This is a genomic window from Cellulomonas sp. SG140, assembly GCF_025770785.1.
Taxonomy (GTDB): domain Bacteria; phylum Actinomycetota; class Actinomycetes; order Actinomycetales; family Cellulomonadaceae; genus Cellulomonas.
This window is the reverse complement of sequence record NZ_JANZLA010000014.1, coordinates 11,970-33,864: the sequence shown is the minus strand read 5'-3', so window position 1 is coordinate 33,864 and position 21,895 is coordinate 11,970. Positions and strand designations below refer to the sequence as shown.

Genomic DNA, 21,895 nt, shown 5'->3' with positions numbered 1-21,895 from the left:
GACTCTCGAACCAGCCACCCGAACCAGACACCCGAAGGAGGAGCCAGTGCCCACCGAGCAGCGGATCATCTCGCAGAAGATCGGCGCCCCGCGGCCGTCGTCGCCGTCCTCGACCATCGGCTCCCGCACGCCGGCCGAGCCGCCGGCGGACAAGAAGCCGAAGAAGTCCAAGAAGCTCCTGGTCGTCGTGCTGGTGGTCGTGCTGCTGCTCGGCGGCGGCGCGGGGTACTGGTTCTTCCTGCGACCCACCGGCGGCACGCCCAAGGCGCACGCCACCCCGACGCCGGTGGCCGGTGAGGTGCTCACGGTCGATGCGATCAGCATCAACCTGGCCGACGGGCACTACCTGCGCCTGGGCATGGGCCTGCAGCTGACCAAGGCCACCAAGGCGGCTCCCAACCCGTCGCGCGCCCTGGACCTGGCGATCGCGGAGTTCTCCGGCCACACGGTGGCCGAGGTCTCCGACCCCGCCACCCGGGACAAGATGAAGGCGGAGCTGCTGACCTCCCTGGAGAAGGCCTACAAGGGGGAGGTGATGGACCTCTACCTGACGAACTTCGTCACCCAGTGACGGCGAGCGGCGGCACCGACCGCCGCACCGTCCCGCCGGGCACCAGCCCGGCGCACCCGGGGCGCCATGGAGGGCGCCGCACCGCCCCGTAGACCTCGTTCGGGCACAGCACCACGAGGCGCCGGCCACGACGGCCGGTGGCGGGGAAGCACGACCAGACGCACGTGAGCGGCTCTCGCACACGTTTCGCTCAGGAAGCCGTGCTGCCCGCCGATGGGCTGCTCGTGACAGCCCCCCAGGCGCCGGAGGCGACCCTCGGCGTGCCCGCGCCCCGGTCCGCACCGGGAACCGCATCCCGGTCGGCGACGGGCCGTGCGCGCAACGCCGAGCCCGAGCTGTACGACTTCCGCCGCCCGATGACCCTCGCCCGCGACCACGGCCGCCGGCTGGAGATGGCGTTCGAGCGGTTCGCCCGCATGTGGGGCACCCAGCTGACCTCGCGCCTGCGCGCCCTGTGCTCCGCGACCTGCGACCGCGTCGAGCTGATGCCGTACGACGAGTACGTCGGCACCCTGCCCGCCCGCACGGCCCTCATGCTGTGCACCGTCGAGCAGACCCGCCAGACGGCGCTGCTGCAGACGCCGGTGGAGACCGTGATGGTCTGGGTGGACTACCTGTTCGGCGGCACGGGGATCGGTGACGACCGCGAGGGCCGCGAGCTGACCGACATCGAGCTGACGGTGGTCCGCGAGCTGCTGCAGCCGGCGCTTGACGACCTGCGCTACGCCTTCACGACGGTCGCGCCGCTCAGCCTGTCGATGCGCACCGTGCAGTACAGCCCCCAGTTCGTCCAGGCGGTGCCCGCCAGCGACGCCGTGCTGGTCGCCCGGTTCACGCTGCACACCGGCGAGCGGGTGGACACCACGACGCTGATGGTGCCGGCGGAGAACCTGCTGGCCGCGATGCGGCTGGCCGAGACGGACGAGACCCGGTCGGAGGACGACCGGCGCGAGGCGGCCAACGCACGCGCGCAGCTCGAGGTGGCCGTGACGGCCGTCCCCGTGGACCTGGTGGTGCGGTTCGCGCCCGTCACGGTCCGCCCCCCGGAGGTGGTGGGGCTCGCCGTCGGCGACGTCCTGCCGTTGCAGCATCCCGCCACCCGTCCGCTCGACGTGGTCGTCGACGGTGTGGTGCTCGCCCGGGCTGCCGTGGGCAGCCAGGGCTCCCGGCTCGCCTGCCGGGTGGTCGACGTCGAGGAGGAGAACGCATGAACGCCACCACTGTGAGCGACCTGGAGGTGCAGGCGGTCGCGGGTGCGGCGGCGACGATGGTCCCCTCCACGGTGCCGCTGGTCGCGGTGCCGGCCGCCCCCGGTGACCGGCCGGACCCGGACGCCGTCGCGGTGGTCGCCTCGTTCGTCGGCTCGCCCAGCGCCGAGCTCGTGGTGGTGGCGGAGGCCGTGGTCGCCGAGCTGACCGCGGCCGGTGTCAGCGAGGGCACCCCGGTGGCGCTGACCGATGCGCTGCGCCCGGCGCTGGAGGCCGCCGCCGCCCGGCTCGGCACCGGCGTGCTGGAGGCCGCCCGGACCGACTCCGCCGGCAGCGTGCTGACCGACGACTCCCAGCTGTTCGCCCTGCAGGCCGCGGGCACCACGCTCGGCTGGTTCGCCGTGCGGGTGCGCGGCGGGCGCGTGCCGGTGGCCGGCGGCGCCTCCGCCGTGCCGACGCCGCGGGCCAGCATGCGCGTGCTCTACGACGTCGACATGACCCTGACGGCCGAGCTGGGCCGGGCCCGCCTGCCGCTGCGGCAGGTGCTCGAGCTGGCCCCCGGCACGGTGCTCGAGCTGGACCGCGCGGCCGGTGCCCCGGCGGACGTGATGATCAACGGCCGCCTGATCGCCCGCGGCGAGGTGGTGGTGGTGGACGAGGAGTACGGCGTCCGCATCACCGAGATCGTGTCCGGCGTGGAGGCCGACCGCTGATGGGCGAGACCCTCCTGGTGCTGCTGCGGGTCGCCGTCTCCCTCGGCGTCGTGATCGCGCTCATCGTGTACGTCGGCCGGCGGATGTCCGCCGGCCGCGCCGCGGAGCGCACGCGCGAGGCGGACGTGCACGTGGTGGGCCGGCAGGGTCTGGGCCGGCACTCCGGCGTCGCGGTGATCGCCGCGGGCGACCGGCGGCTGCTGGTCGGCTTCAGCGACACCTCCGTGCAGCTGCTGACGGAGCTGGGCCCCGTGGCCAGCGCGCCGGTCGGTGTGCCGGGCGAGCGCACGGGCGCCAAGGCGGCCAAGCAGGCGGCGGTCCCGACGAGCACGCCTGCCGGCAACGGCGTCCCGGGGCCCGTCGTCGGCGGCACACCCGGCCTGACGGGTGCGGGGCCGGCACTCGGGGCCCTGCCGCACCCGCGTCCCGCGCTCGACGACGCGTCCCACCAGTCCGCGCTGGCCGGTGCGCTGGCCGGTTCCGTGCTGTCCCCGCAGACGTGGCGCGCGGCGGTCCGTGCGCTGCAGGACCGGACGGTCCGGCGGTGATGTTCGCTCCGCGCCGCGCGAGCGGCGTGCGCACCGTGGTCGAGCCGGAGCTGGCGCAGGTCGCCGCCCCGGCGCGCGTGGTGCGTGCCCTGCGGCTGCTGGCGGCGTTGTGCCTGGCCGGCGGGCTGGTGCTGCTGGCCTCGTCGGGCGCGGTCGCGAGCACCCCGGCCCGGTCGACGGCGGCGGCCGCACCCGCTCCTGCCGCCGTGGCCGCCGTCCCAGCGTCCTTCGTCGTCCCCGCCGGCGTGGTCCCGGCCGCCGGCCCCACGTCGCCCGCCGCGCCCACCCAGCCGACCCCCGCCGCCACCCCGGCCGCCCCCGGCTCGGTGCACGTCAGCGTGAACGGCGTCGACGGCACGCCCAGCAGCTCGATCACGGTGCTGCTCGGCATCACGGTGCTGTCGGTCGCACCGTCGCTGCTGATCATGACCACGAGCTTCACCAAGATCTTCGTGGTCCTGGCGATGACCCGGAACGCGCTCGGCCTGCAGGGCGTGCCGCCCAACCAGGCGATCGCCGGGCTGGCGCTGTTCCTGTCCCTGTTCGTGATGGCGCCGACCGTCAGCGACATCAACACGCAGGCGGTGCAGCCCTACCTGCACGGTCAGACGAGCTTCTCCCAGGCGATCGGTGCGGGGGAGAAGCCCCTGGCGACGTTCATGGTGGCGCACACCCGTGAGCAGGACCTGGCGCTGGTGACCCGCGCCGCCCAGCGCCCCAACCCGCAGTCCGCGGCGGACGTGCCGTTCACCACGCTGGCGCCGGCGTTCATGCTGTCGGAGCTGCGGGCCGCGTTCATCATGGGCTTCGTCATCTTCGTGCCGTTCCTGGTGATCGACCTGGTCGTCTCCAGCTCGTTGATGGCGATGGGCATGATGATGCTGCCGCCCGTCATGGTGTCCCTGCCGTTCAAGCTGCTGCTGTTCGTGCTGGTGGACGGCTGGGGCCTGGTGATCAAGGCCCTGCTCGGCTCGTACACGGGGGCCGGCGGATGACCACCGAGGCCGTTCTCGACATCGCGGTGCAGGCCCTGACCGTCGCCGCCAAGCTGTGCGCGCCCGTGCTGGTGACCGCCCTGGTCATCGGGCTGGTCGTGTCCCTGGTGCAGTCGATGACGCAGGTGCAGGAGGTGACGCTCAGCTTCGTCCCCAAGGCGCTGGGCGCCGCGATCGCCCTGGTGGTCACCGGCCACTGGATGATCTCGACGGTCGTCACGTTCACCACCGACCTGTACACGCGGATGCCCGCGCTCGTCGGGCACTGAGCCGGGCACGCAGATGGCGCTCTCCCCGGACCTGGCGGTGGACGTCCCGCTCGACGTCATCGAGACCACGGTGCTCGCGGCCGTGCGGATCACCGCGTTCCTGGTCGTCGCGCCGCCGTTCGCCAACAAGGGTGTGCCGGGTCCGGTGAAGGTGGCGCTCGGCCTGGGCCTGGCCCTGGTGGTGCAGGCCCGGCTGCCGCGGGTGGCGACGACGTCGGTCGCCCCGCTGATCGGCGACGTGGCGCTGCAGGCGCTGGTGGGGCTGGCCCTCGGCTTCCTCGTCTGGCTGGTGTTCGCGGCGGTACAGTCCGCCGGCGGGCTGATCGACCTGTTCGGCGGCTTCCAGCTGGCCACCGCCTTCGACCCGATGAACATGGTCAGCGGCGCGACGTTCGCCCGGCTGTACCAGATGCTCGTCGTGGCGCTGCTCGTCGCCTCGGACGCGCACCACGTGATGCTGCTCGGCCTGGTGCGCAGCTTCGACTCCCTGCCGATCGGCATGGGCCTGGCGCCCGCGGCGCTGGCCCAGGCGGCGATCAGCGGGCTGACCGGCATGACGGTGTCGGCGCTGCAGATCGCCGGGCCGCTGATCGTCGTGCTGTTCCTCGCCGACGTCGGCCTCGGGCTGCTCACCCGCGTGGCCCCGGCCCTGAACGCGTTCGCGATGGGCTTCCCGCTGAAGATCCTGCTGACCGTCAGCCTCGGCGGCTACGTGGTTCTGACCCTGCCGGGCGTCCTGGCCGGGCTGTCCGGGACGGCCACCCACCTGATGCAGGGGGTGCAGCCGTGAGCGACGGTCAGGAGCGCAACCAGAAGGCCACCGACCGGCACCTGAAGGAGGTGCGCCGCAAGGGCCGCCTCTCCCGGTCGCAGGACCTGTCGGCCTGGGTCGGGGTCGGTGCCGCCGTGGTGATGCTGCCGGGCGTGCTGACCCGCGGCCGGCAGGCCGGCATGGAGCAGCTCGGCTCGTTGCAGCGGCTCGCCGCGCACCCGGAGCCGGCGCTGGCGGTGACGGCGCTCGAGACGGGGCTGCGGTCCGCTGTCTCGACCCTGGCCCCGCTGCTCGTCGTCGTCGTCGCCGTCACGCTCGTCGTCGCCGCCGCGCAGGGCGGCATCCACGTCCGCTCCCCGAAGCCGCAGGTGGAGCAGTTCAACCCGGTCAACGGCGTGAAGCGGATGGTCGGTCCGCATGCCTGGGGCCAGCTGGCGATGACGCTCGGCAAGTCCGCGGCCGTCGGGCTGGCGCTGTGGGTGGCCATCAAGGGGCTGCTCCCGGTGCTGATCGCCTCCGGCCGGCTGCCGCTGTCCCAGCTGCTGCACGAGGCCGGCTCGGGCGTCTCCTCCCTGCTGCGCGCCGGCATCGCCGCCGGTCTGCTGCTGGGCCTGGTGGACGTCGTCGCGGTGATCCGCCGCAACCGCAAGCAGACGCGGATGACGATGCGCGAGCTCAAGGAGGAGAACAAGCGCAACGAGGGCGACCCGCAGGTCAAGGCCGCCATCCGCGCCCGTCAGCACCAGATGAGCCGTCAGCGCATGATGCAGGCCGTCCGCGAGGCCGACGTGGTGCTGGTCAACCCGACGCACGTCGCGGTCGCCCTGCGCTACGAGCCCGGCAAGGGTGCGCCGCGGGTGGTGGCGAAGGGGGCCGGTTCCGTCGCCGCGAAGATCCGCGAGAAGGCGACCGAGGAGCACGTGCCGCTGGTGGAGGACATCCCGCTGGCGCGCGCGCTGCACGCCGCGTGCGAGATCGGCGCGGAGATCCCGGAGCACCTGTTCACCGCCGTCGCCCGGGTGCTCGCCTTCGTCATGGCCCTGCGCCGGCGTGGGGCCTCCGCCGGCAAGCACCACGTGCCCGGCGGCTCGACGCTCTCGCCCGACGACCACACCGACCACCGCGCGGTCGCCCGTGCCGCCGCGCGTGCGGCGAGCCGGGCCCGTGCCGCGCGCCCCGCGCCCGCCGCGGATGCCCCCGCGACGCCGGCACCCACGAGCGACGGTGCCGCCGTCGCCACCTCGACCACCCGCTCGACCACCGCAGACTCACCCGCTCGACCGGAGGACGGCCGATGAAGAACAAGGACCTGTCCGCGATGGCCGTGCCGATCGGCGTGGTCGGCATCGTGCTGCTGCTGGTGGTGCCGCTGCCGGCGGCGCTGCTGGACGTGCTGATCGCGGCGAACATCACCGCGGCCCTGGTGATCCTGCTGACCAGCATGTACGTGCGCCGGCCGCTGGACTTCTCGGTGTTCCCGTCGCTCATCCTGGTGTTCACGCTGTTCCGGCTGGGGCTCAACGTGGCGAGCACCCGGCTGGTGCTCCGCGACGGGTACGCCGGTCACGTGATCGATGCGTTCGGGCACTTCGTGGTCGGCGGGTCGCTGGTGATCGGCCTGGTGATCTTCCTGATCCTCGTGGTGATCCAGTTCGTGGTGATCACCAACGGCGCCGGGCGCGTGGCCGAGGTGGGTGCCCGGTTCACGCTCGACGCGATGCCGGGCAAGCAGATGGCGATCGACGCCGACCTCAACTCGGGTCTGATCGACGAGGACACGGCCCGGCGCCGGCGTGCGGACGTCGCCGCCGAGGCCGACTTCTACGGCGCCATGGACGGTGGCTCCAAGTTCGTCAAGGGCGATGCAGTCGCAGGAATCATCATCACGGTGATCAACCTGGTCGGTGGGTTCGTCATCGGCATGGTCCAGATGAAGATGACCATGGGCGACGCGCTGAACCGCTACTCGCTGCTGACCATCGGCGACGGCCTGGTCACCCAGATCCCGGCGCTGCTGCTGTCGGTGTCCACCGGCATCGTGGTCACTCGGGCCAGCGCCGACGGCGACATGGGGTCCTCCGCCGCCAAGCAGCTGACCCAGTCCAAGACCGCCCTGATGATCGCCGGCGGCGGCGCGGTGGCCCTGGCCCTGCTGCCCGGCATGCCCAAGGTGCCGTTCCTGCTGGTGGGCGGCGTCCTGCTGCTCGTCTCGCAGCGGGCCCGCAGCACGGAGCGGCGCGAGGCGGCCGCGAAGGCCGTCGCCAAGCCGGCCGGGCCCGCACCGGAGGCCGCGGACACCCCGGAGCAGCTGATCGAGCAGATGCGGGTGCCGACGCTGGAGATCCTGCTGGCGCCGGACCTGGTGGACCTGGTGGGCAGCGGACCGGAGCGGGACCTGCTGGGCCGGGTGCGCTCGCTGCGGCGCAAGACGGCGATGGACCTCGGCGTCGTCGTCCCGCCGGTGCGCACCCGCGACAGCGTCGACCTGCCGCAGGCCACCTACGTCGTGCGGATCGCCGGCGTCGAGGTGGGCCGCGGGCAGGCTCCGGCCGGCCGGGTGCTGGCGCTCGGCGACGACCTCGCGGGGCTCCCGGGCTCCGCCGTCGCCGAGCCGGTGTTCGGCCTGCCGGGCAAGTGGGTGCCGGCCGAGCTGCGGCACGCCGCCGAGATGACCGGGGCGACCGTCGTCGACCGCGTGTCCGTCCTGGTGACGCACCTCGGCGAGCTGGTCACCCAGCACGCCGACCGGCTGCTGTCCCGCGAGGACGTGCGGGTGCTGACGGAGGGCGTCAAGCAGGTCAACCCGTCGGTGGTCGAGGAGCTGGTGCCGTCGCTGCTCTCGCTGGGCGAGGTCCAGCGGGTGCTGCAGGGCCTGCTCGCGGAGGGCGTGTCCATCCGGGACCTGTCGCGCATCTACGAGGCGCTCACGCTGCGCGCCCGCGTCTCCACCGAACCGGAGGGGCTGGTGGAGGCGGCGCGTGCGGCGCTGGGCCCGGCGCTGGTCGCACCGCACTCGCGCGACGGCGTGCTGCGGGTGATCACGCTCGAGCCCGTGCTGGAGCACCAGCTGGTGGAGTCGATCCGTCCGGGCGACCACGGCAGCCAGCTGGTGGTGGACCCCGAGATCCTCGACACGATGCTCGGCCGGCTGCGCGGAGCGCTGGCGGAGGCCGAGGCGGAGGGCACCACCGCGGTGCTGGTGTGCGCGCCGACCATCCGACCGGCGCTGCGCCGGCTGGTGTCCCTCGGCCTGCCCCGCCTCGCGGTGCTCAGCTACTCCGAGGTGACCGGTGCCGGCGTCAACGTCGAGACCGTGGGGATGGTGAGCCGTGGGCGAGCGCTTGCTGCTTGAGGGCGCCGACCTGGCCGGCCTGATCGTCCGGGTCCGCGAGGAGCTGGGCCCGGGTGCCCGCATCGTGCGCGCCGAGAAGGTGCGCAGCGGGGGGTTCGGCGGGTTCTTCGCGCGCGAGCGGTACGAGCTGACGATCGACGTGCCGGAGCCCCCGCGGGCGCCCCGACGCCGGTTCACGCGTCCGACGGCCGCCTCGCTCGACGACCTGCTCGAGGCGGCCGACCAGGCGGAGCGCACCGGCGCGCCGTTGAGCGCGGCGCCCGCGGGACTCGCTGGCACGGCTGGAACCGCAGTGGCGGGCCGTCCGGCGACTGAGGTGGCGGCACCCGCGGACGCGGCCCCGGTGTCCACGGCCAGCGCCCGCTTCGCGGCCGTGCTGGACCAGGTGCGCGCGCTCGCCGAGGTGCCGCCCCCCGCCGAGGTGGAGGTGCCCGCCCCGACCTCGGCGAGCGCCCCCGTCACGTCCGGCACGGCGCCGGCTGGGGTCGTCGCCGCGCCGTCCGACGACGCCCTGCGTGCCGCCCTGACCGCCGCCGGCGTCCCTGCTGCCCTGCTGACCCGCACGCCGCTGACCCTCGGCGGGGTGCTGGCCCAGCTCCCGCCGGCACCCGTCCCGCCGCGGCAGTCGGGTCAGGTGCTCGTCCTGGTCGGACCGCCGCTGGACGTCGAGGAGACCGCCGACCTGCTGGCGCACCGCTGGGGGCTGCCGCCCCAGGCCGTGGTGAGGTGCGGCCCGGGGGCCATGTCGAGCGCCACGGCCACCTCGCGCTGGCGGGCCACCGCACCGCGGGAGGACCACCCGTGGATCGTCACCGTCCCGGTGCGCGACGAGCGGCTCGACCGGGAGCAGGCCGCCGCCCTGGTCGCCGCCGCCCGGCCGGACCAGGTCTGGGCCGTCGTGGACGGCCGCACCAAGCCGGAGGACACCGGCCACTGGCTGGCGCAGGTCGGCCGCCAGCGCCCCGTCGACGCCCTCGCCGTCCGGGGACTGTTCGACACGCGCGCACCGGGGACGGTGCTGGGCCTCGACCTGCCCATCGCGCTGGCCGACGGTGTGCCGTCGTCGCCGGTGGTCTGGGCGGCCCTGCTGGGCCAGGACGTGGACGCCGCCCGGCCCTGAGTGGCGCTTTGGTCCACGCAACTCACCTGGTCGGCCATCCATCCGTCGCTAGGGTCCCGAGCATGGGGGCGTTGCGGTCGAGAGGGGGTCCGGCGGCGTTCGCTCTGCTCTGCGTCGGCGGGGGAGCGCTGGCTGGCTGTACGGCGGAGCCGGTCACGTCCGCCCGCAGACGTCCGCGACGCCGACTCCTGGCTCCGGGCGCATGAGCGATCGAAGGGCAGCGACCGATGGAAGCGGTCCCGGCGCTGGTCACCGGGCTGACGCCACGAGGGTCCGCATCGGCGCGGTGCGGAGCGCCGGCGCTGTGACGGTGATCCTCTGTTCGGCACTGGTCGTCGGGTGCACCGCAAGCAGCCGACCGCTCCGGCCCGGAGACGAACCTGCGGTGACGGCGGCGACGTCGGCACTGACACCCCCCGGGGGCTACGAGCACAGCACCTGTGCCGTCTCGACCTGGAGCTGCTGGACAAGTACTGGACTCCTCGGCGAGCCGTCGAGCGTGAACGCTCGCACGGTGCTGCGCAGCTTCGGCCTCGCCGTGGCAGACGAGCACGTCACCTGCTCGTCCACGACGTCCGGCGCCGGGTCGATGACTGAGTGCATGGCGGACGGTCGGATCGGACGCGTGGACTTCGCCGTCACTCTCGAGTCGATGTCGAGCCATGACCCCGCGATGCCGCAGGGTGTTCGGCTCACCTTCATGCCCAACCGGATCGAAGGATGAACGGAGCCGCCGTTGCACGGTGATGCGCCTGTCGCAGTCGTCGCTGCTGGATGGGTCTTCAGCGTGCTCACGGCCGGTGCCCTGACCGGAGGCTGGACCACGTCCGCGGCGCTGGCGCGCAGGACGGCGTGGACCTGGTGGTACCTGCCGCCTGCCGTGGTGGCCGCGTGGAGCGCCGCCTCCGTCGTGCTGCTGCCCGTGACGACCGCTCGGCTGCTCTGCCTGGGAGCCGCCGTGCTGGCCGGTGGCGTCTTCGTTCTCGCCCGACCGCGGTTCACCCGGTCCCCCGACCCCGGTCGGCACTCGAACCACCGCCGGGACGCGCATGAGCCCCTTCGCCTCGCGCTCCTCGCGGCTGCGGTACTGATGTATGGCGGTGCGGTTGCGGCGGCTATCGCCGTGACACAGGCGTAGCGGCGGACGCGAGTGCACCGTGATGGCGGCCCGGTGCAACACCGGCTCGGGCCGTCGTCGTCGGACCGACAAGGCGGTTGTTCCGTGAGGGCCGACACCGCCAGATCGAGCGCGTCGAGCGGCCCGCGCCGCTAGAACGCCAGCAGCGCCAGGGCGAGTGTCAGCGAGGCCGAGCTGACGGCCAGCGCGGTCAGCGAGTCGGCGCCGCGTCGCGAGCGGGATGCTGCGACGAAGACGATGCCCCACAGGCCGAACGCCATGCCGACGTACGTGCCCCAGAAGGGTGCCAGATGAACGCCTCCGGTGCCCTTCCTCCATGCCTCGGCCACCACGACCTGGAACGCCACGACGGCGAGCCCCACGATCCAGGTCGCACGGAAGGCGCCTCGTCGCTCAGCGCGTACCTCCATGACCACGTCCTCCCCGGACCCTCGGTCCGCCTCGCAGCCGCAACCGCGCGCGACCCGCGCGGTTCAGTCCTCTCGGTCGTGCGCGATCGCCCGCGGCGACCTCCGGGCCGGATCCCGGCGAGCCCGGTACGTCGCCTCGAGGCGGCGGCTCGCGTCGTAGACGATCCAGCCCTGTGTGAAGGCAGCGACCGCGAACCCCGACCAGCGCAGCCACCCGGTGTGCGCGTTGAGCGCGGTCGCCAAGAGGCTCAGGACCACCAGCTGCTGAGCGCAGATCCGCGGCCAGGTCATGATCGTCTCGCCGAACAGCACCGACCAGACGTTCCGAGGTGGCGACGCCACAGGTGAGGCCATGGGCGCAGACGCTCCTCTCGGGCCGATCACCGGCGGCCGTCGCCGTCGATCGGACGGTAGCGCCGGCGCCACGCCCGTTCGGGTGGAACGGCGTGCGGACTTGGCTCCGGATCCCGTCTTCCCACGGCTGCGACCGCCGCACGGCTACGGTCCGACCATGGCAGGCCCGCGTCGGCATCGGCACTCAGCAGCGTTCGCGGTGTCGGCCGCTCTTGGTGCGATGGTCGTGCCGGCTGCACGCAGCCGCCGCCACCGCCGTCGGAGGGCGCCCCCGTCACGTACCGGTACACGTGCTGCCAGAAGGCGGACGTCGACCAGGTGCTGCACCCCGGCGACGTGCTGGTGGTGCACTGGATCGTCGAGACCCTTCCACCCACCCAGGTGTACCCCGAGGCGCCCGTCACGCTGTCGGCGTCCTTGACCGGCTCGTACCCAGACGCCACGACGTTGAAGAGCTCCGCCGGCGCGGGTGCTCCGTCTCCGCGGCTGACCGCCGCACCCGTGCAGACGACCAACCGCGCGGGCGGTGCGCCGGTCAGCACCATCGCCATCCCGGTCGACGCCGCCCCCGGCCTCTACAACCTGAGCACGTCCGTCGAGTCGGGCGGCGGCAGGGCGTCCGGTGAGTCGGTCGTGCGGGTCGAGGCGAGGGCGGCCTAGCCACACGCGGCAATCACGGCATCTGTGTCGTCCCGGGCTTCGCGCTCCGGTGCCAGTACGACCACCCGGAAGGCGGCAAGGGCCAGTCAGCAGGTGGCCGCCATCGGCAGTTGGGCCGCCACCCGTCGGGAGGCTGTGGCCAGTTCGGAGGTGCCACGAATCGCCACGAGTCCTGCCAACGGCGCCACGACCGAGCCAGAAGAACTAGCGACGCCCCAGCCACCGCTGCCACACCCCACCCAACGAACCAGGACGGTGGCAGACCTGGGGAGCAGGGTTGCAGTGGGCTGCAGGGGTCAGAGGGCACCACAAGCGCCAACAGCGGGGCGGCACCCAGCACCAGGGCTACCGCGAGCGGCGCACCGACAAGCAGCAGGAGCGCGAACCGGCGCGCGAACCCCGGCGGCCGCACCGGGACCGGCGGTGGAAGCACGCTAACGGGCATGGGCACAGCGTGGCAGTGTGCACGAGCGCGCACAGCCTCCCTTGCACGTCCCGTCCCGACACCTCGGGGTGGCGCGGCAGAAGCTCGCTTCACGGTCCGAGCGGAACCTGTCCTAGAAACGAAGAGCGTGACCGGCGAGTCCGTTGCGCGGGCCGAGGCGAGAGTCGTACCACCGCGACGCTTCGCGGTGGACCGCGGTCGCGCCGCAGCCGGGGCCTCACCGCGCCGCAAGATAAGGTCACCGCATGCTGGTGCTGAGCCGTCGGGTGGGCGAGCGCCTCGTCATCGGCGGCGACATCGTCGTCACCGTGATCGAGGTGCGGTCCGACGGCGTGCGGCTCGGCATCGACGCCCCGCGCTCCGTGCGCGTGCACCGCGCCGAGGTGCTCGAGGCGATCCAGTCGGAGAACGAGCAGGCGGTCGCCGCGGACGACGGCACCGAGGCGGCGCTGCGCCGCATCATCGCTGCGCCGCCGTCGGCCGCCACCCCGGCCGCCTCGCCGTCGCCCGCCGCCCCGGCCGCCCCCGTGGACTCCTCAGGAGACGCCCCGCTCGACCGATGAGCCTCCTGTACGGCCGGCGATGGACGCCGGCCCTCCATGAGGAGGCAGGAGCGTGGAGGACGCCGACGACATCGTCCGCGAGTTCCTCGTGGAGAGCTACGAGAACCTGGATCAGCTGGACCAGGACCTGGTAGCCCTCGAGAAGGAGCCCGGTGCGCGGCCGCTGCTGAGCAGCGTGTTCCGCACCATCCACACCATCAAGGGCACCAGCGGCTTCCTGGCGTTCGGCAACCTCGAGCACGTCACGCACGCCGGCGAGAACCTGCTGGTGGAGCTCCGCGACGGCAAGCGGTCGATGGACCAGCCGACCACCGACGTGCTGCTCGCCGTGGTGGACCGCGTCCGCGAGATCCTGCGCACCATCGAGACCGGTGGTGACGAGGGTTCCGTGGCGATCGACGACGTCGTCGCCCGCGTCGAGGCGGTGCTGGCCACCGACCCGGCAGCGGCTGCTGCGACCCCCGAGCCCGTGGCGACGCCCGCAGCGGTGACGACGGCGGCCCCGGAGCCGGTCGCCGCGGCTGAGCCCGTCAACGAGGACGTCCCGGTCGTCGCGCCCGCCGTCATCGTGGAGCGCATCGCCGAGACGGTGCCTGCGGCTCCCGAACCCGTCGTGACCCCTGCCCCCGCCCCCGCGCCGGTCACGCCGGCGCCGGCGACGCCCGCAGCCGCAGCTCCGGCGCCCGCCCCCGCCGTCCCGACCCCCCGCATCCCGCCGTCGGCCGCGACCGCGGAGACGCCGGACGAGGGCGTCCGCACCATCTCCGACTCCTCGATCCGGGTCGACGTCGAGCTGCTCGACGGCCTGATGCGCGAGGTCGGCGAGCTGGTGCTGGCCCGCAACCAGATCACCCGCCTGGCCTCGGTCGGTGCCGACCTCGACCTGTCCCGCGCCGCCCAGCGCCTCGACGTGATCGCCGGTGAGCTGCAGGAGGGCGTCATGAAGACGCGCATGCAGCCCATCGAGCACATCTGGTCCAAGATGCCGCGCGTCGTCCGCGACCTTGCCGCGTCCTGCGGCCGGGAGGTCGGCCTGGAGATGTCCGGCGGCGACACGGAGCTGGACCGCGGTCTGCTGGAGGCGGTCAAGGACCCGCTGACGCACCTGGTGCGCAACGCGATCGACCACGGCATCGAGCCGGTCGCGGACCGGGTGGCGGCCGGCAAGCCGGCCCAGGGCCTGCTGACGCTGCGCGCCTACCACGCCGGTGGGCTGGTGGTCGTCGAGGTGTCCGACGACGGCCGCGGCATCGACGTGCAGAAGGTCGCCGCCAGCGCGCTCCGCAAGGGGCTGCGCACCGCCGAGCAGCTCGCCGCGGCGACGCCCGCGGACCTGATGCAGCTGCTGTTCCTGCCGGGCTTCTCCACCGCGGAGCAGGTGACCAACGTGTCCGGCCGCGGTGTCGGCATGGACGTGGTGCGCACCAAGATCGAGTCGGTGGGCGGGTCGGTGGATGTGGAGTCCAAGCCCGGCATCGGCACGACGTGGCGGCTGCGCATCCCGCTGACGCTGGCGATCATGCCGGCGCTGACCGTCGAGTGCGGCGAGGAGCGGTTCGCCGTCCCGCAGGTGAACCTGCTCGAGCTGGTCGCGGTCGACGACCGCAACGCCACCTCGATCGAGTACGTGCACTCCGCCCCGGTGTACCGGCTGCGTGGCGACCTGCTGCCGCTGGTGTCGCTGGCGCACGTGCTGGACGGCACGACGCAGGCCGACGGCTCCGCGCCGGTGCTCAGCGTGGCGCCGGGCAGCTCCGCGGTGATCGCCGTGGTCGCGTCCGACGACGTGCGGTTCGGCCTGGTGGTCGACCGCGTGCTGGACACCGAGGAGATCGTGGTCAAGGCCCTGTCGCCGCGGCTGAAGTCGATCGGCACCTACTCCGGCGCCACGGTGCTGGGTGACGGCCGCGTCGCGCTGATCCTCGACGTGCAGGGGCTGGCGCGCCGTGCGCTGGTGGGCGAGCCGGAGAGCGGCCTCGGCCGCACCCGGTCCACGGCCGCCACGGCCGGCGCCTCCACCGCCCGGCAGGTGCTGGTCGCCGGCATCGGCGGCGGACGACGCGTCGCGATGCCGCTGGCCTCGGTCACCCGGCTGGAGCAGATCCCGGCGTCGCTGGTCGAGCTGGTGGGCGGCCGCGAGGTGGTGCAGTACCGCGGCGCGATCCTGCCGCTGGTCCGCCTCGACCGGCTGCTCGGCGCGATGGGCGGCTTCGAGGAGGAGACGCTGCAGGTCGTGGTGCACAGCCAGGACGGCCGCGGGGTGGGCCTGGTGGTCGAGTCGATCGTCGACATCCTGGCCGACGACGACTCGCTGCACAGCGACCTGGACGACATGGGGCTGGTCGGCTCGGCGGTGCTCGGCGGCAAGGTGACCGAGCTGCTCGACGTCCGCTCGGCGATCCTCGCCGCCGACCCGGCCTTCTTCGACGCGACGACGTTCGACGACGCGCCGCACGACCGCGACCTGGTGGGGGTGGCCCGATGACCCAGCTGGTGACGTTCCGCCTGGGCGGCGCGCTGTACGGGGTGGACGTGACGCAGGTGCAGGAGGTGCTGCACCAGCAGCAGCGCACCCGCGTGCCGCTCGCGCCCCGCACGGTGGCCGGCCTGGTGAACCTGCGCGGTCAGGTGGTGCTCGCCGTCGACCTGCGGGCCCGGCTCGCGCTGCCCGACCGCGCCGAGGGCGACGACCCGATGATGGTCGTGGTCCGGGTGGGCGGCGAGACGGTGTCCCTGCTGGTGGACCACGTCGGCGAGGTGGTCACCGTCGGGTCGGAGACGTTCGAGGAGCCGCCGGACACGCTGCCCCGCGTCATGCGGTCGGTGGTGCTCGGCGCGCACAAGCTGGACCACGACCTGCTGCTGGTGCTCGACGTCGACGAGGCGGTCGCCGCCTGACGACACGTCCCGGCCCGACGGCAGGGACCACGGACCACGGCCGCTCCGAGCGCGTCGGAGCGGCCGTTCCGCTGCGCCGCCCCGGGCTGCGCCGGCCGTCGCAACGCCTCGCCACCACCTGGACGGCCGTCCGATCCATCCCCTCCGGAGCCTCACGAGCACCGTCCGGCGGCCGATGGGTGGGACGAGTGACACGGATGTCCACGTCTCCATGAAGGAGCACCTCGCATGAGCACCACCGCACGGGCGCCCCGCCGGTCCCTGACCAAGCGGCTGTTCTCCGACTCCTCGATCGCCGTGAAGATCGGGCTGTGCCTCGCGCTGCTGGTGCTCGTCGCGGCAGGGCTCACCGGCCTGTCGGTGCAGCGGATGGACGCCCTGAACGTCGGTTCCGAGCAGCTCTACGACCAGACGAGCCTGCCGATGCAGCAGATCATCATGATCGAGCGGGAGTTCGGCGGTGACCGCGGACGCGTGGGCCTGGTACCGGCGCTCGGCAGCGTGGACCTGACCAACCAGGTGACCGAGCTGGGGGGCCGGTTCCGGGACATGCAGTCGTACATCGACAAGTACGCGCCGATGGCGTCGAGCCAGGACAGCGTCCAGTCGATCCGCACCGAGATGACGACGTACGAGAACGACGCCCAGAAGATGTTCGACATGGTCGGCGCCGGTGACATCGCCGGTGCGGCCGTCTACACCCAGAACACCCTGACCAAGCAGGCGTCGACCACCAACGACGCGATCGCGGCCGAGGCGGACGCCCTGGCGAAGAAGGCCAAGGCGCTGCACGAGACGGGCGTGGCCCAGTCGTCGTCCTCCATCCGGATCATGTGGATCGTGCTCGGCGCGGCGTCGATCGCCTCGATCGCGCTCGGCTTCTCCGTGCTGCGTGGCGTGCTGGCGAAGGTGAATGCGGTGAAGGCGGGTCTGGAGGCGATGGCGGCCGGTGACCTGACCAAGGAGCTGCACCTGGACTCGCGGGACGAGGTGGGTCGGATGGCGGCGGCGTTGACCTCGGCGCAGGGGTCGTTGCGGGGGACGTTGAGCGTGGTGGCTGAGACGGCGGCTGCGGTGGCGGCGGCGGCGGCGGAGCTGTCGGCGGCGTCGGGTCAGGTGGCGTCGGGGTCGGAGGAGACGTCGGTGCAGGCGGGGGTGGTGGCCGCGGCGGCGGAGCAGGTGTCGCGCAACGTGCAGGCGGTGGCGGCCGGGGCGGAGCAGATGGGCGCCTCGATCCGGGAGATCGCGCAGTCGGCGACGGAGGCGGCGAAGGTCGCCTCGCAGGCGACGGGGGTGGCGGCGGCGGCGAACGAGTCGGTGGGCCGGCTGGGGGAGTCGTCGGCGGAGATCGGCAACGTGGTGAAGCTGATCACGTCCATCGCGGAGCAGACGAACTTGTTGGCGTTGAACGCGACGATCGAGGCGGCGCGGGCGGGGGAGGCGGGCAAGGGGTTCGCGGTGGTGGCCGGGGAGGTCAAGGACCTGGCGCGGGAGACGGCGAAGGCGACGGAGGACATCGCGCGTCGGGTGGAGACGATCCAGGCGGACACGGCGGGGGCGGTGTCCTCGATCGGGCAGATCGGGTCGATCGTGGCGGCGATCAACGATCACCAGATGACGATCGCCTCGGCGGTGGAGGAGCAGACCGCGACGACCAACGAGATGTCCCGGGGGGTGACGGAGGCCGCGACGGGGTCGGGGGAGATCGCCCAGAACATCACCTCGGTCGCTTCCGCGGCCTCCACCAGCTCCCAGGTGCTGGGGCAGATGGGCGACTCGGTCGCCGAGCTGGCCCGCCTCTCGGCCGACCTGCGCACCCGCGTCGCCGCCTTCACCGTCTGACCGAGATCCGTCCGACCCCGAACCGTCCGCACCGGCCTGCCGCCCCCACACCGGGCCGGTGCGGACCCGGCACCCTGTCCACCCGTCCGTCCCGACCCCCACAGCCCGGAGGCCTCGATGACCGCGATCCGCGTCCTCGTCGTCGACGACTCCGTCGTCGTGCGACGGCTCGTCACCGACGCCCTCGCCGCCGACCCCCGGGTCGAGGTGGTCGGCACGGCGTCGGACGGCCGCCGGGCCCTGGCCCGCGTCGAGCAGCTCAAGCCCGACGTGGTGACCATGGACGTCGAGATGCCGGACATGAACGGCATCGAGGCGGTCCGCGCGCTGCGCACGTCCGGCTCGCGCGTGCCGATCATCATGTTCTCCACGCTGACCGAGCGCGGGGCGGCGGCCACGCTGGACGCCCTCGTGGCCGGCGCCAGCGACTACGTGACCAAGCCGTCGAACATGGGCTCGGTCCAGGAGTCCATCGCCCGGGTCGCCGAGGAGCTGATCCCCAAGATCCTGGTGCTGGCCGGCGGTCCGGGAGCAGCCGGCCGCGGTCACCTCGGTGCCCGTCCGGCTGCTGCCGGGCCCGGTGGCCTCGGCCTGCGGACGCCCGGCGGGTACGCCCCGGTCGCGGCGCCCGGCGGCCAGGCCCTCGGTGGGTTCGCGTCCCGCGCCGCCGGCTTCGGGCTCGCGCGGACGGCGCCCGCGGGTGGGACGGTGCCGGCCCGCGCCGCAAGCCCGGCGCCGCCCGCCCCGCACCCGGTGCGGATGGTGGTGGTCGGCTCGTCGACCGGCGGTCCGCAGGCGCTGTCCACCCTGGTCACGGCGCTGACCACCCCGCCGCGGGTGCCCGTGGTGGTGGTCCAGCACATGCCGCCGGTGTTCACCCACCAGCTCGCGGCACGGCTCGACCGGCTCGGCCCCGCCCGCGTCAGCGAGGCGGTGGACGGCGAGGAGCTGCGGCCCGGCCACGTGTACATCGCGCCGGGTGGTGAGCACCTGCTGGTGCGCAATGTCCGCGGCACGCTGCGCGCGGTGCTCGACCAGGGGCCGCCGGTGAACTTCTGCAAGCCGTCGGTCGACGTGATGTTCGACTCCGCCGTCGAGGCCGTCGGCGGCGACCTGGTGTGCGCGGTGCTCACCGGCATGGGCTCCGACGGCCGCAACGGCGCCGGCAAGATCGTCGCCGCCGGCGGCACCGTGCTCGCCCAGGACGAGGCGACCAGCGTCGTCTGGGGCATGCCCGGAGCCGTCACCACGTCGGGCTTCGCCCACCGCGTCCTGCCGCTCGACGAGGTGCCCGGCGCGCTCGAGGCCGCCGTCGCCGCCGCCGTCGGCACCCCACAACCCGCCGCACACCTCACGGGAGGGGTCCGATGACGCTCGCCGCCGACACGTTCGCCTACGTCGCCGACCTGGTGCGGCAGCGCAGCGCCATCAGCCTCGAACCGGGCAAGGAGTACCTGGTCGAGAGCCGCCTGGCGCCCCTCGCCCGCGAGCGCGGGATGGACGTCGACGCCTACGTCCGCGCGCTGCGCGCCCAGCCCCGCGAGACCGAGCTGACGGGTGTGGTCGAGGCGCTGACCACCAACGAGACGTCGTGGTTCCGCGACCAGACGCCGTTCACGGCGCTGTCCCAGCACGTCGTCCCCGCGCTGCGCGCGCACCTGGGCCGGCTGGACAGCCTGCGGGTGTGGTCCGCCGCGTGCTCCACCGGGCAGGAGCCGTACTCCATCGCCATGGTGCTGGACGGCATCCTGGACGCGGGCACGGCGCTGTCGATCACCGCCACCGACCTGTCGGAGCAGGTGCTCGCGCGCGCCCGGGCCGGCACGTACACGCAGCTGGAGATCAACCGCGGCCTGCCGGCGCCCATGCTGGTGCGCCACTTCCAGCGGGCCGGTGCGCACTGGCAGGTGTCCGACCCGCTGCGCAAGGTGATCACGTTCCGCCGCCACAACCTGCTGGACCCGGCACCGGCGGGCGGCCCGTTCGACGTCGTCTTCCTGCGGAACGTCCTCATCTACTTCGACCTGGCCGTCAAGCGCGCCGTGCTCGACCGGGTGCTGCGCGCCATGCGGCCCGGCGGGTACCTGGTGCTCGGCGCCGCGGAGACCACCCTCGGCGTGCACGACGGGTTCGAGCGGGTGGAGGCCGGCCGTGCGTGCCTGCACCGCGCCATCGGCCGTCCGCTCACCGCCACCCTCCCCACCGAGACCGCCCGGCGGCTCGCCGGCACCATCCCGCACCCGCTCAGCGCGGCGGACCGCACTCGCGCCGCCGTCCCGACGTTCAGAGGAGTCGCACCGTGAGAGCCCTGGTCATCGACGACTCGCGCACCATGCGGCGCATCGTCCGAGCCACGCTGGCGGCGTTCGGGTATGAGGTGCACGAGGCCGAGCACGGCCAGGCCGCGCTCGACCTGCTCGAGGGTGGCCTCGAGGTGGACCTCGCCTGCGTCGACTGGAACATGCCCGTGCTGGACGGGCTGCAGTTCGTCACCCGCGTGCGGGCCAACCCGCTGTGGCGGGCCGTCACGCTGGTGATGGTCACTACCGAGTCGGAGCACTCGCAGATCGTCCGGGCGCTGGCCGCCGGCGCCCACGAGTACGTGATCAAGCCCTTCACCGCGGACGCCCTGCGGGAGAAGCTCGAGCTGCTCGGCCTGGTGCCGGAGCCCGTCGCCGCCGGAGGTCTGGCATGAGCCCGATCGCGCACGAGGAGGTCCAGGCGATCGCCCAGGAGGTGTTCGCCGCGATGATCGACGGCGAGCCGGAGTCCCTGGTGCCGTGGCCGGACGCCGGCACGGGGTCCGACGCGGTGGTCGCCTGGGTGGACGTGCACGGGCCCTGGCTCGGCCGCGCGTCGCTCGAGACGAGCACGCCGGCGGCCCACGAGCTGGCCCGCGCGCTGCTCTCGATGGAGGCGGACGAGACGGTTCCCCGCGAGGACGTGGTGGACGCGCTCGGCGAGCTCGCCAACGTCGTCGGCGGCAACGTCAAGGCCCTGCTGCCGGAGCACGGCACGTTGGGGCTGCCCAAGGTGGCGGACCGGTTGCCGGACGGGCAGCTGGCCGCCGCCGTCCAGCGGGTGCCGCTCGCGTGGCGCGGCCACCCGTTCGTGGTCACTGTGTGGGAGGTGGCCGAGCCCGTGTCGACGGCCAGCTCGGTGCGAGAGGGGGAGCGATGATCAGGGTGCTGGTGGCCGACGACAGCCGCGTGATGCGGCAGATCGTCATCCGCACGCTGCGCCAGGCCGGTTACGACTGGGAGGTCCGCGAGGCGGCGGACGGTGCGCAGGCGCTCGAGGAGATCCGTGCGGACGAGCCCGACGTGGTGCTGTCCGACTGGAACATGCCGGAGATGACGGGGATCGAGCTGCTCCGGCGGCTGCGGCAGGAGGGGTTCGGCACGCCGTTCGGGTTCGTCACGTCCGAGGGGTCGCCGGAGATGCGCGAGAAGGCGGAGGCGGCGGGCGCGCTGTTCCTCATCGCCAAGCCGTTCACCCCGGAGTCGTTCCGCGAGGTCATCGACCCGGTGCTGGCATGAGCGACACCCCGCTGCCGTCCGCGCAGGAGTTCCGCGAGCTGGTCGAGGGGCTGCTGGGCCGTGACGTCCAGGTGCTGACCGGCGGCCGGATCATCGACCCGGCCGAGCCGGGCGGTGCCATGGTCGGCGCCTACGTCGACCGGCTGCTGCGCCTGCGGGCCCTGGTGGTGCTCGACCTGGCGTTCGCCGCCCGGTGCGGTGCCGCGATCGGCCTGGTGCCCAATCGCATCTCGGAGGGCGACGTCGCCGCGCAGGAGCTGTCGGACACCCTGGCGGAGAACGCCGCCGAGGTGCTCAACGTGACCGCGTCGCTGTTCAACACCGCGGACGCGCCGCACCTGCGCCTGGACGGGGTCGTCGAGCCGGGTCAGCCGCTGCCGCACGACCTCGCGCGGTGGGTCAAGGCCTACGTGCCCCGCCTCGACCTGACGGTGGACATCGCCGGCTACGGCGAGGGCGCGGTCTCGATCCTGCTGATCCCCTGACGGGTCCGGGCGC

General features: G+C 73.6%; 25 protein-coding genes. 23 read left to right on the top strand and 2 right to left on the bottom strand.

The window, feature by feature from the left end; all coding sequences use genetic code 11:
• Positions 1-46 precede the first annotated feature (46 nt).
• From fliL to N0B34_RS17740, 12 genes are all read left to right on the top strand, one after another.
• Complete coding sequence (gene fliL, locus N0B34_RS17795; protein ID WP_263732620.1) at positions 47-571, top strand: flagellar basal body-associated protein FliL; 525 nt, start codon at positions 47-49, stop codon at positions 569-571.
• 224 nt (positions 572-795) lie between these two features.
• Positions 796-1,782, top strand: coding sequence for a flagellar motor switch protein FliM (locus N0B34_RS17790; protein ID WP_263732619.1), 987 nt, complete (start codon positions 796-798; stop codon positions 1,780-1,782).
• The gene (gene fliN, locus N0B34_RS17785; protein WP_263732618.1) at positions 1,779-2,492 is read left to right on the top strand and encodes a flagellar motor switch protein FliN; all 714 of its coding nucleotides are present in this window, start codon (positions 1,779-1,781) and stop codon (positions 2,490-2,492) included. The genes N0B34_RS17790 and fliN overlap by 4 nt, the downstream gene beginning before the upstream one ends.
• Positions 2,492-3,040, top strand: coding sequence for a flagellar biosynthetic protein FliO (locus N0B34_RS17780; RefSeq protein ID WP_263732617.1), 549 nt, complete (start codon positions 2,492-2,494; stop codon positions 3,038-3,040). The genes fliN and N0B34_RS17780 overlap by 1 nt, the downstream gene beginning before the upstream one ends.
• The gene (fliP, locus tag N0B34_RS17775; RefSeq protein WP_263732632.1) at positions 3,040-4,035 is read left to right on the top strand and encodes a flagellar type III secretion system pore protein FliP; all 996 of its coding nucleotides are present in this window, start codon (positions 3,040-3,042) and stop codon (positions 4,033-4,035) included. The genes N0B34_RS17780 and fliP overlap by 1 nt, the downstream gene beginning before the upstream one ends.
• Positions 4,032-4,304, top strand: coding sequence for a flagellar biosynthetic protein FliQ (locus N0B34_RS17770; protein WP_263732616.1), 273 nt, complete (start codon positions 4,032-4,034; stop codon positions 4,302-4,304). Before fliP ends, N0B34_RS17770 begins: the two co-directional genes overlap by 4 nt.
• A gap of 13 nt (positions 4,305-4,317) precedes the next feature.
• On the top strand, positions 4,318-5,094 hold the full coding sequence (locus N0B34_RS17765) for a flagellar biosynthetic protein FliR (protein WP_263732615.1): 777 nt from the start codon (positions 4,318-4,320) through the stop codon (positions 5,092-5,094).
• Positions 5,091-6,374, top strand: a complete 1,284-nt coding sequence (locus tag N0B34_RS17760) for a flagellar biosynthesis protein FlhB (protein ID WP_263732614.1) — start codon at positions 5,091-5,093, stop codon at positions 6,372-6,374. Before N0B34_RS17765 ends, N0B34_RS17760 begins: the two co-directional genes overlap by 4 nt.
• On the top strand, positions 6,371-8,428 hold the full coding sequence (gene flhA / locus N0B34_RS17755; protein ID WP_263732613.1) for a flagellar biosynthesis protein FlhA: 2,058 nt from the start codon (positions 6,371-6,373) through the stop codon (positions 8,426-8,428). Before N0B34_RS17760 ends, flhA begins: the two co-directional genes overlap by 4 nt.
• Entirely contained in the window at positions 8,406-9,548 is a 1,143-nt protein-coding gene (locus N0B34_RS17750; RefSeq protein WP_263732612.1) for a hypothetical protein, read from the top strand. The genes flhA and N0B34_RS17750 overlap by 23 nt, the downstream gene beginning before the upstream one ends.
• A gap of 499 nt (positions 9,549-10,047) precedes the next feature.
• Entirely contained in the window at positions 10,048-10,272 is a 225-nt protein-coding gene (locus tag N0B34_RS17745; protein WP_263732611.1) for a hypothetical protein, read from the top strand.
• Positions 10,273-10,335: 63 nt separating this feature from the next.
• Positions 10,336-10,686, top strand: coding sequence for a hypothetical protein (locus N0B34_RS17740; protein WP_263732610.1), 351 nt, complete (start codon positions 10,336-10,338; stop codon positions 10,684-10,686).
• A 131-nt stretch (positions 10,687-10,817) separates the two neighbouring features.
• Here the strand turns inward: N0B34_RS17740 and N0B34_RS17735 are convergent, their stop codons facing one another.
• Together N0B34_RS17735 and N0B34_RS17730 are read right to left on the bottom strand one after the other, a co-directional pair.
• Entirely contained in the window at positions 10,818-11,096 is a 279-nt protein-coding gene (locus N0B34_RS17735) for a hypothetical protein (protein WP_263732609.1), read from the bottom strand.
• Between the two features lie 63 nt (positions 11,097-11,159).
• Entirely contained in the window at positions 11,160-11,450 is a 291-nt protein-coding gene (locus tag N0B34_RS17730; RefSeq protein WP_263732608.1) for a hypothetical protein, read from the bottom strand.
• Positions 11,451-11,768: 318 nt separating this feature from the next.
• On the opposite strand from N0B34_RS17730, the gene N0B34_RS17725 reads away from it, so the two are divergent.
• The 11 genes from N0B34_RS17725 to N0B34_RS17675 all read left to right on the top strand — a co-directional run bounded on the left by N0B34_RS17725 (position 11,769) and on the right by N0B34_RS17675 (position 21,882).
• Positions 11,769-12,110 carry a hypothetical protein gene (locus N0B34_RS17725; protein ID WP_263732607.1) on the top strand — a complete coding sequence of 114 codons (342 nt, stop codon included), beginning with the start codon at positions 11,769-11,771 and terminating at the stop codon, positions 12,108-12,110.
• Between the two features lie 690 nt (positions 12,111-12,800).
• Positions 12,801-13,118, top strand: a complete 318-nt coding sequence (gene csrA / locus N0B34_RS17720; protein WP_263732606.1) for a carbon storage regulator CsrA — start codon at positions 12,801-12,803, stop codon at positions 13,116-13,118.
• Positions 13,119-13,170: 52 nt separating this feature from the next.
• Complete coding sequence (locus N0B34_RS17715) at positions 13,171-15,603, top strand: chemotaxis protein CheA (protein WP_263732605.1); 2,433 nt, start codon at positions 13,171-13,173, stop codon at positions 15,601-15,603.
• Positions 15,600-16,016: a chemotaxis protein CheW gene (locus N0B34_RS17710; RefSeq protein ID WP_263732604.1), complete on the top strand. Its 417-nt coding sequence runs from the start codon at positions 15,600-15,602 to the stop codon at positions 16,014-16,016. The genes N0B34_RS17715 and N0B34_RS17710 overlap by 4 nt, the downstream gene beginning before the upstream one ends.
• Before the next feature lie 228 nt (positions 16,017-16,244).
• Positions 16,245-17,858: a methyl-accepting chemotaxis protein gene (locus N0B34_RS17705; protein WP_263732603.1), complete on the top strand. Its 1,614-nt coding sequence runs from the start codon at positions 16,245-16,247 to the stop codon at positions 17,856-17,858.
• A 117-nt stretch (positions 17,859-17,975) separates the two neighbouring features.
• Positions 17,976-19,229 carry a chemotaxis-specific protein-glutamate methyltransferase CheB gene (gene cheB, locus N0B34_RS17700; protein WP_263732602.1) on the top strand — a complete coding sequence of 418 codons (1,254 nt, stop codon included), beginning with the start codon at positions 17,976-17,978 and terminating at the stop codon, positions 19,227-19,229.
• Entirely contained in the window at positions 19,226-20,161 is a 936-nt protein-coding gene (locus N0B34_RS17695) for a CheR family methyltransferase (protein WP_263732601.1), read from the top strand. Before cheB ends, N0B34_RS17695 begins: the two co-directional genes overlap by 4 nt.
• Positions 20,158-20,553 (top strand): response regulator, encoded by a 396-nt coding sequence (locus N0B34_RS17690; protein ID WP_263732600.1) that lies wholly within the window; start codon positions 20,158-20,160, stop codon positions 20,551-20,553. Before N0B34_RS17695 ends, N0B34_RS17690 begins: the two co-directional genes overlap by 4 nt.
• Entirely contained in the window at positions 20,550-21,038 is a 489-nt protein-coding gene (locus tag N0B34_RS17685; RefSeq protein WP_263732599.1) for a chemotaxis protein CheX, read from the top strand. The genes N0B34_RS17690 and N0B34_RS17685 overlap by 4 nt, the downstream gene beginning before the upstream one ends.
• On the top strand, positions 21,035-21,397 hold the full coding sequence (locus tag N0B34_RS17680) for a response regulator (RefSeq protein WP_263732598.1): 363 nt from the start codon (positions 21,035-21,037) through the stop codon (positions 21,395-21,397). The genes N0B34_RS17685 and N0B34_RS17680 overlap by 4 nt, the downstream gene beginning before the upstream one ends.
• Entirely contained in the window at positions 21,394-21,882 is a 489-nt protein-coding gene (locus N0B34_RS17675) for a hypothetical protein (protein WP_263732597.1), read from the top strand. Before N0B34_RS17680 ends, N0B34_RS17675 begins: the two co-directional genes overlap by 4 nt.
• Positions 21,883-21,895 lie beyond the last annotated feature (13 nt).

What these genes read in the sequence shown, in the direction of transcription:
- N0B34_RS17765 (WP_263732615.1), top strand. Translation starts at nt 4,318, where the DNA reads ATGGCGCTCTCCCCGGACCTGGCGGTGGACGTCCCGCTCGACGTCATC.
- N0B34_RS17685 (WP_263732599.1), top strand. Translation starts at nt 20,550, where the DNA reads ATGAGCCCGATCGCGCACGAGGAGGTCCAGGCGATCGCCCAGGAGGTG.
- cheB (WP_263732602.1), top strand. Translation starts at nt 17,976, where the DNA reads ATGACCGCGATCCGCGTCCTCGTCGTCGACGACTCCGTCGTCGTGCGA.
- N0B34_RS17780 (WP_263732617.1), top strand. Translation starts at nt 2,492, where the DNA reads ATGGGCGAGACCCTCCTGGTGCTGCTGCGGGTCGCCGTCTCCCTCGGC.
- N0B34_RS17730 (WP_263732608.1), bottom strand. Translation starts at nt 11,450, where the DNA reads ATGGCCTCACCTGTGGCGTCGCCACCTCGGAACGTCTGGTCGGTGCTG.
- N0B34_RS17705 (WP_263732603.1), top strand. Translation starts at nt 16,245, where the DNA reads ATGAGCACCACCGCACGGGCGCCCCGCCGGTCCCTGACCAAGCGGCTG.
- N0B34_RS17695 (WP_263732601.1), top strand. Translation starts at nt 19,226, where the DNA reads ATGACGCTCGCCGCCGACACGTTCGCCTACGTCGCCGACCTGGTGCGG.
- fliN (WP_263732618.1), top strand. Translation starts at nt 1,779, where the DNA reads ATGAACGCCACCACTGTGAGCGACCTGGAGGTGCAGGCGGTCGCGGGT.
- flhA (WP_263732613.1), top strand. Translation starts at nt 6,371, where the DNA reads ATGAAGAACAAGGACCTGTCCGCGATGGCCGTGCCGATCGGCGTGGTC.
- N0B34_RS17770 (WP_263732616.1), top strand. Translation starts at nt 4,032, where the DNA reads ATGACCACCGAGGCCGTTCTCGACATCGCGGTGCAGGCCCTGACCGTC.
- N0B34_RS17735 (WP_263732609.1), bottom strand. Translation starts at nt 11,096, where the DNA reads ATGGAGGTACGCGCTGAGCGACGAGGCGCCTTCCGTGCGACCTGGATC.
- csrA (WP_263732606.1), top strand. Translation starts at nt 12,801, where the DNA reads ATGCTGGTGCTGAGCCGTCGGGTGGGCGAGCGCCTCGTCATCGGCGGC.
- N0B34_RS17675 (WP_263732597.1), top strand. Translation starts at nt 21,394, where the DNA reads ATGAGCGACACCCCGCTGCCGTCCGCGCAGGAGTTCCGCGAGCTGGTC.
- N0B34_RS17710 (WP_263732604.1), top strand. Translation starts at nt 15,600, where the DNA reads ATGACCCAGCTGGTGACGTTCCGCCTGGGCGGCGCGCTGTACGGGGTG.
- fliP (WP_263732632.1), top strand. Translation starts at nt 3,040, where the DNA reads ATGTTCGCTCCGCGCCGCGCGAGCGGCGTGCGCACCGTGGTCGAGCCG.
- N0B34_RS17680 (WP_263732598.1), top strand. Translation starts at nt 21,035, where the DNA reads ATGATCAGGGTGCTGGTGGCCGACGACAGCCGCGTGATGCGGCAGATC.